11 protein-coding genes are annotated in these 13,566 nt (G+C 68.7%); 3 read left to right on the top strand and 8 right to left on the bottom strand.

The window, feature by feature from the left end; translation table 11 throughout:
- Window positions 1-93: 93 nt before the first annotated feature.
- From JL100_RS26785 to JL100_RS26775, 3 genes are read right to left on the bottom strand one after another with little or no spacing between them, the layout of a single operon-like run.
- The gene (locus JL100_RS26785; protein WP_202683537.1) at window positions 94-1,167 is read right to left on the bottom strand and encodes a tetratricopeptide repeat protein; all 1,074 of its coding nucleotides are present in this window, start codon (window positions 1,165-1,167) and stop codon (window positions 94-96) included.
- A 22-nt stretch (window positions 1,168-1,189) separates the two neighbouring features.
- On the bottom strand, window positions 1,190-3,898 hold the full coding sequence (locus tag JL100_RS26780) for a virulence factor SrfC family protein (RefSeq protein ID WP_202683538.1): 2,709 nt from the start codon (window positions 3,896-3,898) through the stop codon (window positions 1,190-1,192).
- Window positions 3,899-3,923: 25 nt separating this feature from the next.
- Window positions 3,924-6,968, bottom strand: a complete 3,045-nt coding sequence (locus JL100_RS26775; protein WP_202683539.1) for a virulence factor SrfB — start codon at window positions 6,966-6,968, stop codon at window positions 3,924-3,926.
- A 217-nt stretch (window positions 6,969-7,185) separates the two neighbouring features.
- Between JL100_RS26775 and JL100_RS26770 the strand changes: the two genes are divergently transcribed.
- On the top strand, window positions 7,186-8,034 hold the full coding sequence (locus tag JL100_RS26770) for an ABC transporter permease (protein WP_202683540.1): 849 nt from the start codon (window positions 7,186-7,188) through the stop codon (window positions 8,032-8,034).
- Between the two features lie 9 nt (window positions 8,035-8,043).
- Here JL100_RS26770 and JL100_RS26765 read toward each other — a convergent pair whose 3' ends face one another.
- The 4 genes from JL100_RS26765 to JL100_RS26755 all read right to left on the bottom strand — a co-directional run bounded on the left by JL100_RS26765 (window position 8,044) and on the right by JL100_RS26755 (window position 10,939).
- The gene (locus JL100_RS26765) at window positions 8,044-9,003 is read right to left on the bottom strand and encodes a nucleoside hydrolase (RefSeq protein WP_202683541.1); all 960 of its coding nucleotides are present in this window, start codon (window positions 9,001-9,003) and stop codon (window positions 8,044-8,046) included.
- Window positions 9,004-9,109: 106 nt separating this feature from the next.
- A complete protein-coding gene (locus tag JL100_RS26760) occupies window positions 9,110-9,655 on the bottom strand; it encodes a DUF4142 domain-containing protein (protein ID WP_202683542.1) in 546 nt (181 codons plus the stop codon).
- A 228-nt stretch (window positions 9,656-9,883) separates the two neighbouring features.
- Window positions 9,884-10,018: a hypothetical protein gene (locus tag JL100_RS36585; RefSeq protein WP_267133592.1), complete on the bottom strand. Its 135-nt coding sequence runs from the start codon at window positions 10,016-10,018 to the stop codon at window positions 9,884-9,886.
- A gap of 66 nt (window positions 10,019-10,084) precedes the next feature.
- Window positions 10,085-10,939 (bottom strand): tellurite resistance TerB family protein, encoded by an 855-nt coding sequence (locus tag JL100_RS26755; RefSeq protein WP_202683543.1) that lies wholly within the window; start codon window positions 10,937-10,939, stop codon window positions 10,085-10,087.
- A gap of 261 nt (window positions 10,940-11,200) precedes the next feature.
- On the opposite strand from JL100_RS26755, the gene JL100_RS26750 reads away from it, so the two are divergent.
- On the top strand, window positions 11,201-12,154 hold the full coding sequence (locus JL100_RS26750; RefSeq protein ID WP_202683544.1) for a YihY/virulence factor BrkB family protein: 954 nt from the start codon (window positions 11,201-11,203) through the stop codon (window positions 12,152-12,154).
- A gap of 5 nt (window positions 12,155-12,159) precedes the next feature.
- Here the strand turns inward: JL100_RS26750 and JL100_RS26745 are convergent, their stop codons facing one another.
- Complete coding sequence (locus JL100_RS26745; protein ID WP_202683545.1) at window positions 12,160-12,633, bottom strand: response regulator; 474 nt, start codon at window positions 12,631-12,633, stop codon at window positions 12,160-12,162.
- Window positions 12,634-12,881: 248 nt separating this feature from the next.
- Between JL100_RS26745 and JL100_RS26740 the strand changes: the two genes are divergently transcribed.
- A complete protein-coding gene (locus JL100_RS26740; protein WP_202683546.1) occupies window positions 12,882-13,559 on the top strand; it encodes an HAD-IB family hydrolase in 678 nt (225 codons plus the stop codon).
- Window positions 13,560-13,566: the final 7 nt, after the last annotated feature.

Genomic DNA, 13,566 nt, shown 5'->3' with positions numbered 1-13,566 from the left:
CGGATGGCCGGATCAAGTCCGGCCATGACGAAGAGGGGCGTCTATGGCCCATGGCGGCGTCCGATGTTTCGGCAGAGGGACGATGGTGGTTGCTCATTGCGGCTGTCCGAGTTTTTCCAGTTCCGCCTTCGCCTCGGGGTGGCCGAGTTGGGCTGCGCGCTGGAGGGTCCTGACGCCGGCTTCCGGGGAGATCCCCGGTCCCTCGACGCGCCCGCTGATGAACAGGCGGCCGAGGCGGTATAATCCCTCGGCATCGTTGGCGTCGGCGGCTTTCTCGTACCAGAGCTGGGCCTTCTCGGCATCCGGCGACGGCACGGCGCTGCGCTCGGGGGAGAAGGTCTCCGGGTCGTACATGGCGCCGATCGCTGTCGCCGCCTCGGCCTGGCCGCCGTCGGCCGCGCGCCGGAACAGCAGCAGGGCACCCTGGACCGAGTCGCGGGAGCCTTCCTGCATGTAGCGCTTCGCTTCGGCCAGGGCGCCCGCCGGGTCGGGGCTGGTGCGCAGGAACGCCGTCGCCGTCGCGGTGGTCAGCGGTGCGGCGGGGGCGGGAGGCGCTTCGGGCGGTGGGGCGGGACTTTCCGCGACCGGGGGCACCGGTTCTTCCCGGTTCAGGAACCACCAGGCGCCGCCACCCGCCGCGACCAGGGCTACCAGCGCCGCGAGCGCCGGCACCAGCCAGCGGGGGCGTTGCGGTCCGGGTTCCGGTTGCCGTTCCGGGGCCTTGAGTGGCGGTTCGGGATCGGGTTCAGGCTCGGATGCCGTCACCACCGGCTCCGACTCCGGCTCCGGTTCGGGCTCCGCCACCCTGGGCGGGGGCTCCGAGGGCAGGCGGATGGCTTTCCAGCGAAGCCGCTCCTCGCCCGGCGCCTCGCCGTTGGCATCGCTGAGCGCCAGCAGATAGGTCACGTTGGCCTGGAGGTTCCAGGTCAGCCGCTCGTCCACCCGGATGCGGAGCAAGGCGCCGTCCAGCTCCGTCCCGACGGGCCTCAGCCAGGTCCGGGTCGAGCCCCAGGCGTCGCCGGCCCCGTACTGCTGGAGGAACTTCTGCCCGTTGGGCTGGGCGATGGCGAGCCGGAGGCTGTCCGGATCGAGTCCCTGCCGCCCGCTGACGGAGATCAGGGCGGCGCCCGGCGCCGAGCCCGGCGGCTGGGTGACTTCTGTGGCCATTATCCAAGGTCCTCGGGGGCGGTCATGCCGGACGGGCCGTGCCCGCCAGCAGGCGGTCTACGGAAAGGTTCGACAGGATGTCGCCAAGCGCCCGGTTCTGCGCCTCGTCCAGCTCCCGGCCGCCGCCATAGCTGAGGTTGGCGAGGCCGGCCTGGAGGAAAGCGACGCCCCAGTCGATGAAATAGCGCTGTTCCAGCAGCAGCGGCTCGTCGCCCAGCACCGGCAGCGCGCCGGTCACGGGCGGCGGCGGCTCGAACACCCTGTGGTCGGGCGTGGGGGAGCCTTCCGGAACGCCCGGCCGTTGCGCGGGGGGCACGTCGTGGAACCCCATCTCGGCGACGAACACGTTGAAGGCGTTGGACGCTATGGTGACCAGCCGGTCGGCTATCTCGTCCCAGCGCATGGCGGCGAGCGCGGTCTCGCCGCGGATGGCGCCGGCCACCTTGTCGATCATCCCGACCCGGTCGGCCGCGATCACCAGCTGGTCCACCAGGTCGCCGACCGTCTGCGCCGCCAGCCCGAAATGCTGGAGCAGCTGTTCCTCCTGCGGCAGATGGCGGAGGCGGCCGACCCAGTGCCGGTGAAGCTCGCGGGCGAACAGGGCGGGGCGGTCGTCGCGGACGGTCCTGACCGGAGCGGCGGCGGCCGCCGGGCTGCCGAAGATGTCCAGGTCGTCGGGCGGCGCTTCCTCCACCTCCTCGATCTTCATCACGGCGACGTTGAGCGCGATCTCGCGCAGGTCGCGCTCGCCGACCATCAGGTACGACAGGAAGCGCGGGAATGTGCGGAACCGCTTGCGCTGGAAGGCAGACACCAGGGTCTTGCGCAGCGCCTTCAGCGCCTCCTCCTTCTCGCGCCGGGCCTCCTCGTCCACCCCATGGTAGAAGCGCTTCAAGGAGTTCTGGAACTGGGACACGCTCTCGCGCAGGCGCTGCTCGACCTGGGCCGCCTTCAGGGCCGGGTCGGATACCGCGGTCAGCCGGTCCACGATATGGGTGACGCCGCCGTCGTTCAGCTTCAGGATCGCGTTCCACGCCTCGCGGGGGTCGCGGACATGGCGCTGGACCTGGGCCGAGGCGAAGAAGCTGTCCTCCAGCTTCCGGCGGTGTCCCTCGTTGCGGCGGGACAGGGCATCCTCGACCAGAGGTCGCTCCGGCTCGGGCGAACCGGGCTTCGTCCGGTACTCGACCAGCCATTCCTGGTCGAAGTTGGGGTTGCGCAGCAGCAGCGTGTTGTCGAACGGCCTGCCGTTGAAGTTATCGACCCAGCCGTCGTACTTGTATGGCTCCAGCAGGGAGGTGTGCAGCCGGATCTGCCATTTCTGGTCGATGTCCTCGCCGGCCTTGGCCTGGAACTCCAGGTCGATCATGGTCAGGACGAGGAACAGGGATGTCGTCACGCGGGCGCGCTGTTCCGGCGTGGCGCCGTGGGTCAGCTCGATCCAGTGCCGCACCAGGAAACCTAAATCCTTGACCTCGTTGGGCTTGTTCCCCATGCACAGCAGCATGGCGGTCAGTTCGCGCTCTTCCGAGTAGCGCTGGAACAGGTAGGCGATCTTGCCGCGCAGCAGCAGCTCCAAGACCAAGCCTTCGCGGCTCTGCTCGTCCGCGCCTACGGTGGCGCCCGGCTCGGGCAGCTGCGCCAGCTTGTAGCGCGACCGGGCTCCGGGAAAGTCGAGCAGGTCGGTGTGGGCGTTCATCGGCCAGGGCTGCTCGTCGATGGTGATCCTCAGCTCGGCCACCAGGGTCGTCACCACGGCACGTGGCAGTTCCACCGGCTCGCCCAGGCGGCCGTCGGACAGGCTGCGCAGGCGCAGCAGGTCCTTCGCGTCGGACGGCTGACCCAGCCGCTTCAGCGCCGCCACGTCGATGATGCTGGTGTTGCGGGGCTGTAGAGCCGTCAGCTGGGTGACCGCGTCGGGTGCGTGGCCCAGCCGGTCCAGGGCCGCCACCAGCGTCTTGTACAGCTCGGTCAGGTCGTCGATGCCGCCCCACAGCACGCTGAACAGCTTGGCCCGGCCGCCGATGTCCAGGAACGGCGCCAGCTCGACCAGACGTTCCCAGTAACCCAGCGGCTGGAGCTCCTGCCAGCGGTTGCTGAAGTTCTTGCCGAAATACTCGCCGATGTCGAACAGCGTGATCTCGTCCAGGTGGCGGGCGGTCGGCTGGGCTTTCCTCAGGCCATCGCAGGCGGCGAGGAGCTTGCGCACCGCCTCGCCGCGCGGGCGCTCGATCTTCAGGTTGTTCTGGTCGAAGTCACTCTGGAAGGCGTTGGACAGGATCTTGACGATGTCGGTCTCGGTCAGCAGCCGGACATCGACCGGGAAATCCGGGTCCGTCGGGCCTTCGGGCGGGTGCACGGTGAAGCGGGTGACCAGCCCGGTCGATTCCTTGCCGCCGGACGGGTTGATCTCGGTGATGAAGTCCAGCCGCTCCGCCCCGAAGCGGGCGAGCAGGCCCGCCTTGCCGGGGGGACGCGCAAGGACGGAGACCAAGTAGGACTTGCCCTGCTGGCTGGCGCCGTAGACGCCGACGCACATGCGGCGCTCGGCGGCCCGCGACAGCTTGCGCGCCACGCTCTCGACCCGCCGGGCCTCGGAGATCAGGCTGTCGGCCTCGTTGGCGACCGAGACGGAGGCGCCGCGGGTCTCGGACACCCAACCCCTGCTCCGGCGGGCGGTGGCGGCGATGCGGTCCGCGGCGGTCTTCAGGCGGATCTGCTGGTCGTTCATGTCTTCGCTCCCCTGCGTCCCGATCTCAGACGTCGATCAGGATGCCGGTGTCAAGCCAGTAGCCGTCGCGGTTCCGCAAGGTCTGGAGACGCATGCGCAACGGCTGCTGCCGGCCGCTCAGGGCACCGCCCTCGGAATCCTCGACCTCACCGATGGCGAGGCGGTCGTTGACCACCTTCTCCTGCGGCTCGTTCGGCCGTCCGCGCGGGCGTTTCGTGCTTTCCAACTTCAGCTGGACGCGCAGCGGAGTCCGGCGCATCGCCCGGGTCCGCGCCTCCTCGTCGGCGAAGTCGATCATGTAGAGCAGGCTGGCCGGCCACCACTGGTTGGGGAACTGACGCACGCCCAGCAGCAGCGGTCCGCGGAACTCGAACTTGGCCTCAGGCAGGTCCTCGATCGTCTCGAAATCCAGGTCCGAGAGATAGACGTCCTGGGCTTGGAGCCGGTTGTTGGAGTTGCCGGCCTCGACTTTGCCGACGAACCGGGCGACCGACCGGGCGTAGAGGTCGTCGCTCCGGAAGTTGAAATTGTGCAGGTGGCCTTCGGCCAGCAGGCAGATCATGCCGCCGACGGCGGCCGTCGTCTTGGGGTCGGAGATGCGCGCCTCCCGGTTGCGGAACGGGTACCACTGGCCGACCCGGAACTCGTGCATGGCGATCACCCGATGGGCCGGGAGCGCGCCTGTCTCCAGGATCGAGTCCTTGATGGCGGGGAACCGCGACGGCCGGCCGGACAGCAGCATCACGTCCGCCCGGTAATGCCAGACCACCTCCGTCAGGGCTCGCACCATGTCGCCGGTCAGGCTGCGGACGATCCGGTCCACGTCGGCCAGATCGACCGGGATCGGCACCTCCATCAGGCGGAAATCGGTGGCGCCCGCCTCGGCGACGGTCCGTTCCAGGGATTGGACCAGCCCCGGCGGGGGTGGGGCGTCGGGCCGGAAGAAGTCGCCGAGCTTCCGGATCTCCACCGGCGGCGGATCGATCGGGTCGTACCCCTCGTACTCGCCCAGCAGGGCCACCGCGACCGGGGCGGCGATCTGCATGGCGAATTGCTGGCGGCGCAGCTGCTCCTCCGCCGACATGTCGCCGCGGTTGCCGCCGAACAGTTCCTGGGTCAGCGCCTCCGCGCGTTCCCGCCCGATCGACTGCTGGACGGTGCGGGACAGCGCGGTCACCGCGATCTCGCGCGCCAGGAGCTGGACGATGTCGTCGCCGGCCAGCGAGAAGCTCTCGCGGAACAGCTGCCGGGGGAAGATCGTGACGTTGCTGCCTTGCCCGTCGGCCCGGAGCGAGGTGATCACCAGGTCGGTGGTGCCGCCGCCGATGTCCAGCGTGGCGACCCGCAGGCTGCTCCCGTCCTCTCCCTGGCCGGATCCGCCGCCCCGGACCGCGCGGATGAAGGCGCGGGCGTCGCCGGAGAAGGCCAGCGCGATCTGGCTGTAGAGATAGACCACCTGGGTGGCGCTCGCCTCGTCCCATTTCAGGATGATCTCGGGCGGCGGGCCTTCGACCCAGTGCAGCTTGCCCGGCTCGTCGCCGAACTGCCGTTCGGCCCGGCCCAGGCACAGGTAGAGCAGGTCGCGCGCGGCTTCCGCCCGGGCGCGGAGCAACTCGCGCTCGGCCAGCGACAGGGCGGTCGGCATGGTCAGGATCAGGCGGCGCAGCCGGCGCGGCAGGTCGGCGTTGCGCCGGCGCAGCCGCTGGGCCGGCGCGTTGATCATGACCAGCGCCTGGAGCAGGATCTCCGCCAGGGCGAAGCTGACCAGGTTGGACCGGGAATAGCGGGCCAGCAGGGTCGGGAGGTCGTCTTCCCCCGGGTTGACCTGGTGCAGCGGCTTGCCCGCGTCGTTGACCAGGCCGGCGAACACGCCCTGGGCCGCGAACCCCTCCATCTCGTCGTCCAGGGTCTGGCCGTTGAAGCGCCAGGACTGCTGGCTCGGCTCCTCGTCCCACAGGTAGCGCTTCGGGCTCGACATGCCGGTGCGCCCCTCGCTGCCGCGGCGCGAGCCGGCCATGCGGACCGCCTCGGGGCCGACGCGGACGATGGTGGACCAGGAGAAGGCGTCGGCCCGGCCGCTGCGGTGGGAATGGTGGTTCAGGCCGAATCGGGCGATCGCGAACTCGAACCGGCTGTCGAACGGGTCGGCATAGACCTGCTCCGGCTGGGACAGGTCGCGCAGCTCCAGCCGGAAGGCCCGGTTGATGTCGGCGCCCCGGCTGTCCGGCTCCGCCTCCACCAGCAGGCCGCAGGTGCGGGAATTGCCGAGGTCGAGCACCATGTCCACGTCGACGAAGACCTGCTTGGCCGCGGTCACCGTGTCGCTGAACAGCAGCTTGGGCAGGAAGTCCAGCTGGTACAGCAGGTCGACGAAGGCCATGTAGCGGGCGAGCGGCTCGTTCGGCCCGCTCATCCGGTCGACCAGCTCCTCGTGCGACAGGGTGACCTCGCGCCGGTTGGCGCGGCGGCTCTCCTCCTGCTCGACCATGGTCTTGAACAGCTCGTTCAGCCATCCCTTGAGCCAGGGCTGGCACAGCAGGAAATTATAGAAGTCCGTCCTGCCCGGGAGCGAGAAGCGGCGGCCGTTCCGCGCGTCGTCGGACGACGGGGCGAGATAGCCGCCGTCGGCGTATTCGTCCATCAGCCCCGTGTCCAGGGCCACCACCAGGCGGTATTCGTTGCCCGCCTTGTCCCGCTCCGGGAGTTGCACCAGATAGGCCCTGGACCAGTTGACCGGGCCGTGGTGGAACGACCGGCCGGGCTCCTCCCGGAACAGCGGGATCGGCAGCCAGGTCCGCCCGACGAACTGGAGCAGCCGCTTGACGTCGATCGCGTAGTCCTCGCGACCCGGCGTGATGTCGTCGGCACCGCGGCGCAGCAGGATCGGCAGTTCCTGCGCGCCCGTCCGGGTGTCGGGATGGGGATCGTAGAAGCCCCAGTCGGTCGGCGCCTTCGGGTTCTTCCTGCCGTCGCCGTCGATCAGGCTGAAACCGAAATCCAGGAATTGAACGCCGCTGTTCGGGATGAGGCTGACGACATCCGGATAGTGCGGAAGTTCTGGCAACGGCATTCTGTACTCCGCCTGGGGTCGACCGGTAGGCCATCGCAGGGGCGGATTATGCAAGGTTTAACAAGGTACTGGAAGCAATATAATAGGCATCGGCCGCAGCATCTGGTAAAGCCGGGGAAGGTCCGGCCGATATTCTGGTTAGCCAAGAATTAACGTTCGGGCGCCGCCGGCAACCGGGGTGTGGAAACATGTGGACAGCGCAGCAGGAGACCGTTTGATGACCGCCGACCGCATCCGCTCCGCCCTGGTGACGCTCTATCTCGTGGTGTTCTTCGGCTATCTGTTCCTGCCGCTGATCATCATGACCGCCGCGACTTTCAACACCAGCCGCTTCCCGACCGTGGCGCCGTGGCTGGGCTTCACGCTCGACTGGTTCAAGGTGCTGTGGAACGACGGCGCCATGTGGACAGCCCTGTGGACAAGTTTCGTGATAGCCCTGGGGGTTATCGCCCTGGCGGTGCCGATCGGATTGGCCGCGGCCCTGCTGCTGTACCGGCTGACGAGCCGGGCGCGCACGGTGCTCTATGCCGTCATGGTCTCGCCGCTGCTGACGCCCGGCGTGATCATCGGGATCTCGACGCTGGTGTTCTGGGACCGCTGGCTCGACGTCAAGGGCGGTATCTTCCTGACCGTGATCGCCCAGTCCAGCTTCATCGCGGCCTATGCCATGCTGCTGTTCATGGCCCGGCTCCAGCGGTTCGACCTGACGCTGGAGGAGGCGGCGCTCGACCTGGGGGCCAGCCATCTCCAGGTGTTCCGGCGGATCACCTTGCCGTACCTGATGCCGGCGATCCTGTCGGCCGCCTTCATCGCCTTCCTGCAGAGCTTCGAGAACTACAACACGACCATCTTCGTGCGCGGCCTGGACACCACGCTGACCGTCTATATCGCGTCGAAGGTCCGCACTGGCCTGACGCCGGCGGTCAACGCGCTGTCGGTCATCATGATCGGCCTGACCATCCTGGGCGCCTTCGCCTACGAACTGGCACGCCGGCGCGAGGCCGCCCGCCGGGAGGCCGCGGTGCGCCGGGCGATCCAGGCCGACTCGGCGCTGGCCGCTGCCTGACCTTCCAAGTCACCGGAAACGGGAAAGCCGTTCGCTCAGCAGGTCGAAGAAACCGTCGGCATCGATCTGGTCGATCACCAGGGCGTTGGCCGGCCTGGCGGTCACGCCCCACCAGTCGACCACGGTCATGCCCATGGTCCGCTCCGACCCGGTCTCGATCTCCACGGCGACTCGGCGGCCCTTGAACAGGTCGGGCCGCAGCAGCCAGGCGATCACGCAGGGGTCGTGCAGGGGGGCGCCGTCGGTCCCGTACTTGCCCTCGTCGAACCGTTCGAAAAAGCCCAGCAGATCGGCCACCGCCGTTCCCACCGGCGTGCCCAGCGCCCGGAAGCGATCCACCCGCTTGCGGGTCGTCAGCGCCTTGTGGGTCACGTCCAGCGGCATCATGGTGATCGGCACGCCCGACGCGAACACATTGTGCGCGGCGTGGGGATCGACATGGATGTTGAATTCGGCCGCCGGGGTGATGTTGCCGGTCTCCCGCCAGCCGCCGCCCATCAGCACGACCTCGCGGATCTTGGTGACGATCGCCGGCTCCTTGACCAGCGCCATGCCCAGGTTGGTCAGCGGGCCCAGCATGCACAGAGTGACCGAGGCGTCGTGCGCCGCCATCAGGGTCTCGACCAGGAAATCCACGCCGTGTCCCGGCCGCAGGGCCATGGTCGGCTCGGGCAGGTCGGGGCCGTCCAGGCCGGTCCTGCCGTGGACATGCTCCGCCGTGACGCCCCGGCGCACCATGGGCCGCGCGCAGCCGGCATAGACGGGAGTATCGGGCCTGCCCGCCAGTTCGCAGATCTTCCGGACGTTCTTTTCCGTCAGGGGCAGCGGCACGTTGCCGGCGACCGCGGTGATCCCCAGGACGGAGAGTTCCTCGGGAGCCGCGAAGGCGAGCAGGATGGCGACCGCGTCATCCTGCCCCGGATCGGTATCGATGATGATCGGCCGCGGCGTCTTCGGGGAGGGCGTCATGGCGGGCTTCTTCACTGTCACGGTTGGGGACAGTTAGCCGCACCCGGGCCGTCGGCACAAGCCGCGAAGCGGGAGGCGGGGAGCGCCTCCCGGTCCGGGACTGGGATCAGTTCGAGGAGACGCGCTGGGAGGCCATCCGGCGCAGCATCTCCACGTGCCGCTCGATGATTGGCTCGTAGCGCCGGGCAAACTGCCTCAACTCGACGTCCTGCCCATTCTCGGCCTGGTTCTCGAACAGGGTCTCCGAGACCTGATGGTCGAGGAGCTGCTGCTGGACGTATTGCCGGTCGAATTCCTGGCCCGACAGCTCGCCCAGCATGTCGGCCACGGCGGCGCGGCCGGGATCGGGCGAGCTGGGCGGCGTGACGCCCTTGGCCGACGCGACCTGGATCAGATCCTCGTTCATCTGGGTATGCTCGGTCACCATCCTTTGGCCGAAATCACGGACCTGCGGGCTGGAGGCCTGCTGCTGCGCCATCTCCCCCAGCTCGACCTCGGCGAGGCTGCCGTAGGCCGCCTGGGAGATGAAGGTGCGGTCGGCGGCGCTGAGCGACGATGTCTCGCCGCCGAGGTTGGACAGGCCGAAAGGCGTGGAGCAGCCGGATACGACGAAAACTGCCAGGGCCAGGGCACCGAAGCGCGTTTGGGACATGGTGGGTCCTCCAGGTTTATTGCTTATGGGATGGGGTCGGGTGACGATGCGCGGCGTCGAAAGGCTGCCGCGCGATCCGAAGAGTGATTTGGCCGAAGAGTGATTTGGCCGATGAACCGGTTGATCGGCGGGATTGCAAACCGCCCGTCCCGGGATTGATCGCGCCATCTCGATCAGCTTATAGCCTTCGTGCAGGTGCTTTCCGGGGGCCGGGTCCCTGGGGTCGGTTCACTGCGCCGGAGAGCCGGAGCCGACCGGAACCTCGATCTCGGGTCCGTCACTGGGGTCCGCTTCCGGTGCCGCGCTGCACGCGGCCAGCAGCCAAAGCGCGGCGAGGCCGCACAGCAGCTTGGAGAAATGCATCTGGAGGGCTCGCTTCTTCCGGAAAAATGGAGGGGGAGGGACGCTCCCGCGCGTCCCTCCGCAGGGTCAGGCGACCTTATGCAACTGCTCCGCCCGCTGGGGGTCCAGGTTGAGGCGGGCCGCGAGATATTGCAGGTAGGACCGTTCGGCCTGGGTGTCCGGCTCGATCGCCAGGGCCGAGGCCAGGTAGACCTGCTCGGCCGTCGCGGGGTCGCGGACCTCGCGGACCAGGGCGTCCGTGGACATCGGGGACGCCAGCTCGCGTTCGACGACCCGCTTCTCATCGGGACCGGCGCCGGCCTCGTCGAGCTTCCCGAGGATCCGCTGGCGCTCGTCGGCGGTGATCTCGCCGTCCGCGTTCGCCGCGGCGATCATCGCGCGGATCAGCAGGAGCGCGCGTTCGTCCTCCATGGCGACGTCGGGATAGGCGTCCGGTTCGTCCGCCGGCTGGGGGGTGTCCTGCCGCTGCTGGCCGAACATCCCGGCCAGCCGGTCGCCAAGGCCGCCGCCCGAGCCCGCCTGGCTTCCCTGGCCGCCGCGCTGCCCGCCGCCGAAGATGCCGCCGATCATGTCGCCGAGCCCGCCGGAGGACGATCCGCCGGCCGGCGAGGCCCCGCCGCCCTGGCCGCCCCCCTGGCTGCCCATGTTCGTCTGCCGCTCCTGGAAAGCCTTGTAGGCCAGGTATCCCAGGGCGCCCAGGCCGGCCACATGCTTGATGTCCATGCCGCCGCCCATTCCGGCCGAGCGCATGCCGCCGCCTCCCATGCCGCCCCCCAGGCCACCGAGACCTCCGCCGAGGCCGCTTCCCATGCCGCTTCCGCCCATGCCGAACGGCGATGACGAGAAGGCCGGACCGCGGCGGCTTCGGCCGGCCATGCCCGTGGCGAGCATCGTGCCCAGAATACCCGTAAGATCAGCCATGGTTTCCTCCTGGATGGTTATCTCGCCTCAGCAACAGCGACGGCGCCCAAGCATTCCTGTATTTCCGAGGCATGATGACAAAACATAGTCGACACGCGCCGCACCGAAGTCGAACCGAACGACTTCCGAAGTGGTTTGATTGCCAGCTCATGCCGGCTTGCGACCCTGGGACAGGGAAAGCCGGTCATGGACATGGGTCGATTTCGCGGAATTTCCTTGCGGCTGGTGTTCCTGCCGCCGATTTCACGGCGATGTCACGGGATGTCTGACGATTCGGAACGGTCAGGACAGGAGGCCGCCCATCCCGCCGCGATCTCCCGTGCCGGCTGGTGGGTGATCCTGAAGCGGGTATGGAACACCTCGAACGACCAGGCGCTGTGGGTCGCCGCCGCCGGCGTCGCCTTCTTCGGCTTCTACACGCTGATCCCTACGCTGGCTCTTCTGGTGCTGAGTTACGGTCTGCTGGGCGGCGGCACCGCCGTCCGGTCCTGGATCCAGGAATTGGAGGCCATCCTGCCGGACGAGGCGATGAGGGCGATCTTCGGCAATCTGGTGGCGACCGCCCGCGGATCGGGCGACCAGTTCGGCTGGGGGCTGGCGGGCACCGTCCTGATGCTGCTGTGGAGCGCCCTGTTCGGCATGCGGGCGCTGATGGCCGCGCTCAACAATGCCTATGGCGAAGTGGAGACGCGGGGCTTCTTAGCCCTCAATGGACTGGCCCTGCTGCTGGGGCTCGGCGCCTCGGTGCTGGTGGTGGCGTCGATCGGCATCCTGACCGCCGGTCCCGCCCTGGTCGGCGCGCTGGCCGAGCAGTCGTCCCGGGATCCGTCCCTGGGGCCGGCCTGGGCGATGGCCGCGTCGGTCGGCCGATGGCCGCTGGTCGGCGTGATCATCGTCGTCGCGCTGTCGGTCTGCTACCGGGTGGCACCCTGCCGATCCTCCCCGAAATGGCGGTGGGTCGGCTGGGGCGCGGTCGTGGCCTCCGCCCTGTGGATGGTCATCTCGCTGGTGTTCTCGTTCTATGTCCGCGAGGTCGCCCATTACGAAATGGCGTTCGGGCTGACCGGCGCGGTGCTGACGATGATGATCTGGCTCTACATGCTGGCATACGCGGTGCTGTTCGGCGCCGCCCTCAACGCCGAGACCGAGCGCTGGACGATACTCGGCACCGCGGCGGCCCCGGAGCCCGGGGCTCACGGGGGGAGGTCGTCCTGACTCCGTTATTGCGCTCGTGGAACCTGCGCCCGCTCCAGGGCGGCCTGCCAGGGCTCCTGTTGTTGCTCGCCCTCGGTCTCGACGAATAGCTCCAGCCCGTTCGGCACCCTGGTCGGCGTGGAGCCCTGCTGGAGAAGCTCCGCGACCTCGACGCTTTCCAGCAGCGTCCGCGTGTCGAACGGCTTGTTCAGGTAGCCGACGGCCGCGTCCCGGCTACGCCTGGCGACGACTTCCTGGGCGCTCACGAAGATCGACATCACGCCCCAGCGTTCCAGCATCTCGCGTGCCACGTCGACGCCGCTCCCCGCCGCTTCCAGATTGATGTCCACCAGCGCCAGTTCCGGCATGGTCCGCTCCGCCAGCTTCATGCATTCGTCCAGCGTCGCCACCGGTCCCATGACCTCGTGCCCGGCCTCCTGCAGCGTCATTCCGATGCAAAGGGCGATGATCGCTTCGTCCTCGACGATGAGAATACGCATGGTTCAAGGCTCTCCATTCCCCGGCTCCCGGTTGAGCTGATCGTTGTCCTGCCGCGTTGTTCCGCAGCCCCGGTCACCGTCCCAACAGCCGAGCCTGACGAAAGTCGCATCTCAAACTAATTATCGGCAACTTTAGACTGTGTCCCCATTTCGGGGCGATCGGCGATTCCGGGCCGATCTGCGGGGTTGAGCCGTTGGGAAGACTGCGGTATTTGATCGCCCGGTCGCCCTTACCGAGCCGTCGAACCGTGAGTACCGGCAAAACCCTTCCGTCGCCGCACCCATCCCCGGCGCATGAACCGACCGGGTCCGGAAACGGGTCTCCTGGCGATCGGCGGGGGATCGCCTTCTTCGATTTCGACGGAACGCTGGTCCGCGGCGACAGCCTGCTGCCGTTCCTGTCGCAGATCGTGGGCTCGCGCCGGGCGCGGCTGTCGCTGGCCCGGGCGGTGCATGGGGCGATCCAGCTCCACGCGACGAGGCGCCAGCTCGGCGACGATATCCGGACCTCTACCAAGGCGATCCTGCTGCGCCAGACGCTCGCCGGCGTCCCGGTGGCGGAGGCGGCGGCGGCAGCCGAACGGCTGGCCGGCTGGACGCGCTGGAACCGCCCCGTCCTGGATGCCCTGAAGGCGCACCAGGATGCCGGCCGCCGCATCGTGGTCGCGACGGGAGCGCTCGCCCTCTACATGCCGGTCCTGCTGCGCGGGCTGGGCGTAGACGATCTGCTGGCGACCGGGCTGGAGGAGGAGGGCGGCGTCCTGACCGGCCACATGAAGGGCGGCAACTGCGTGCGCGCGATGAAGGCCCAGCGGGTTTCCGCCTACCTGCACCACCACGGCCCGTTCGGCGAGACCTGGGGATACGGCAACCGGCCGAGCGACGTGCCGATGCTGGCGCTGCTGAACAACAAGGTGATCGTCTGACGCCGAA

It is taken from the genome of Skermanella mucosa (assembly GCF_016765655.2).
Classification (GTDB): domain Bacteria; phylum Pseudomonadota; class Alphaproteobacteria; order Azospirillales; family Azospirillaceae; genus Skermanella; species Skermanella mucosa.
The sequence above is the reverse complement of the archived record's forward strand: the minus strand, read 5'-3'. Positions and strand labels throughout refer to the sequence as shown.

What these genes read in the sequence shown, in the direction of transcription:
- JL100_RS26780 (WP_202683538.1), bottom strand. Translation starts at nt 3,898, where the DNA reads ATGAACGACCAGCAGATCCGCCTGAAGACCGCCGCGGACCGCATCGCC.
- JL100_RS26750 (WP_202683544.1), top strand. Translation starts at nt 11,201, where the DNA reads ATGTCTGACGATTCGGAACGGTCAGGACAGGAGGCCGCCCATCCCGCC.
- JL100_RS26760 (WP_202683542.1), bottom strand. Translation starts at nt 9,655, where the DNA reads ATGTCCCAAACGCGCTTCGGTGCCCTGGCCCTGGCAGTTTTCGTCGTA.
- JL100_RS26745 (WP_202683545.1), bottom strand. Translation starts at nt 12,633, where the DNA reads ATGCGTATTCTCATCGTCGAGGACGAAGCGATCATCGCCCTTTGCATC.
- JL100_RS26775 (WP_202683539.1), bottom strand. Translation starts at nt 6,968, where the DNA reads ATGCCGTTGCCAGAACTTCCGCACTATCCGGATGTCGTCAGCCTCATC.
- JL100_RS26755 (WP_202683543.1), bottom strand. Translation starts at nt 10,939, where the DNA reads ATGGCTGATCTTACGGGTATTCTGGGCACGATGCTCGCCACGGGCATG.
- JL100_RS26785 (WP_202683537.1), bottom strand. Translation starts at nt 1,167, where the DNA reads ATGGCCACAGAAGTCACCCAGCCGCCGGGCTCGGCGCCGGGCGCCGCC.
- JL100_RS26765 (WP_202683541.1), bottom strand. Translation starts at nt 9,003, where the DNA reads ATGACGCCCTCCCCGAAGACGCCGCGGCCGATCATCATCGATACCGAT.
- JL100_RS26770 (WP_202683540.1), top strand. Translation starts at nt 7,186, where the DNA reads ATGACCGCCGACCGCATCCGCTCCGCCCTGGTGACGCTCTATCTCGTG.
- JL100_RS36585 (WP_267133592.1), bottom strand. Translation starts at nt 10,018, where the DNA reads ATGCATTTCTCCAAGCTGCTGTGCGGCCTCGCCGCGCTTTGGCTGCTG.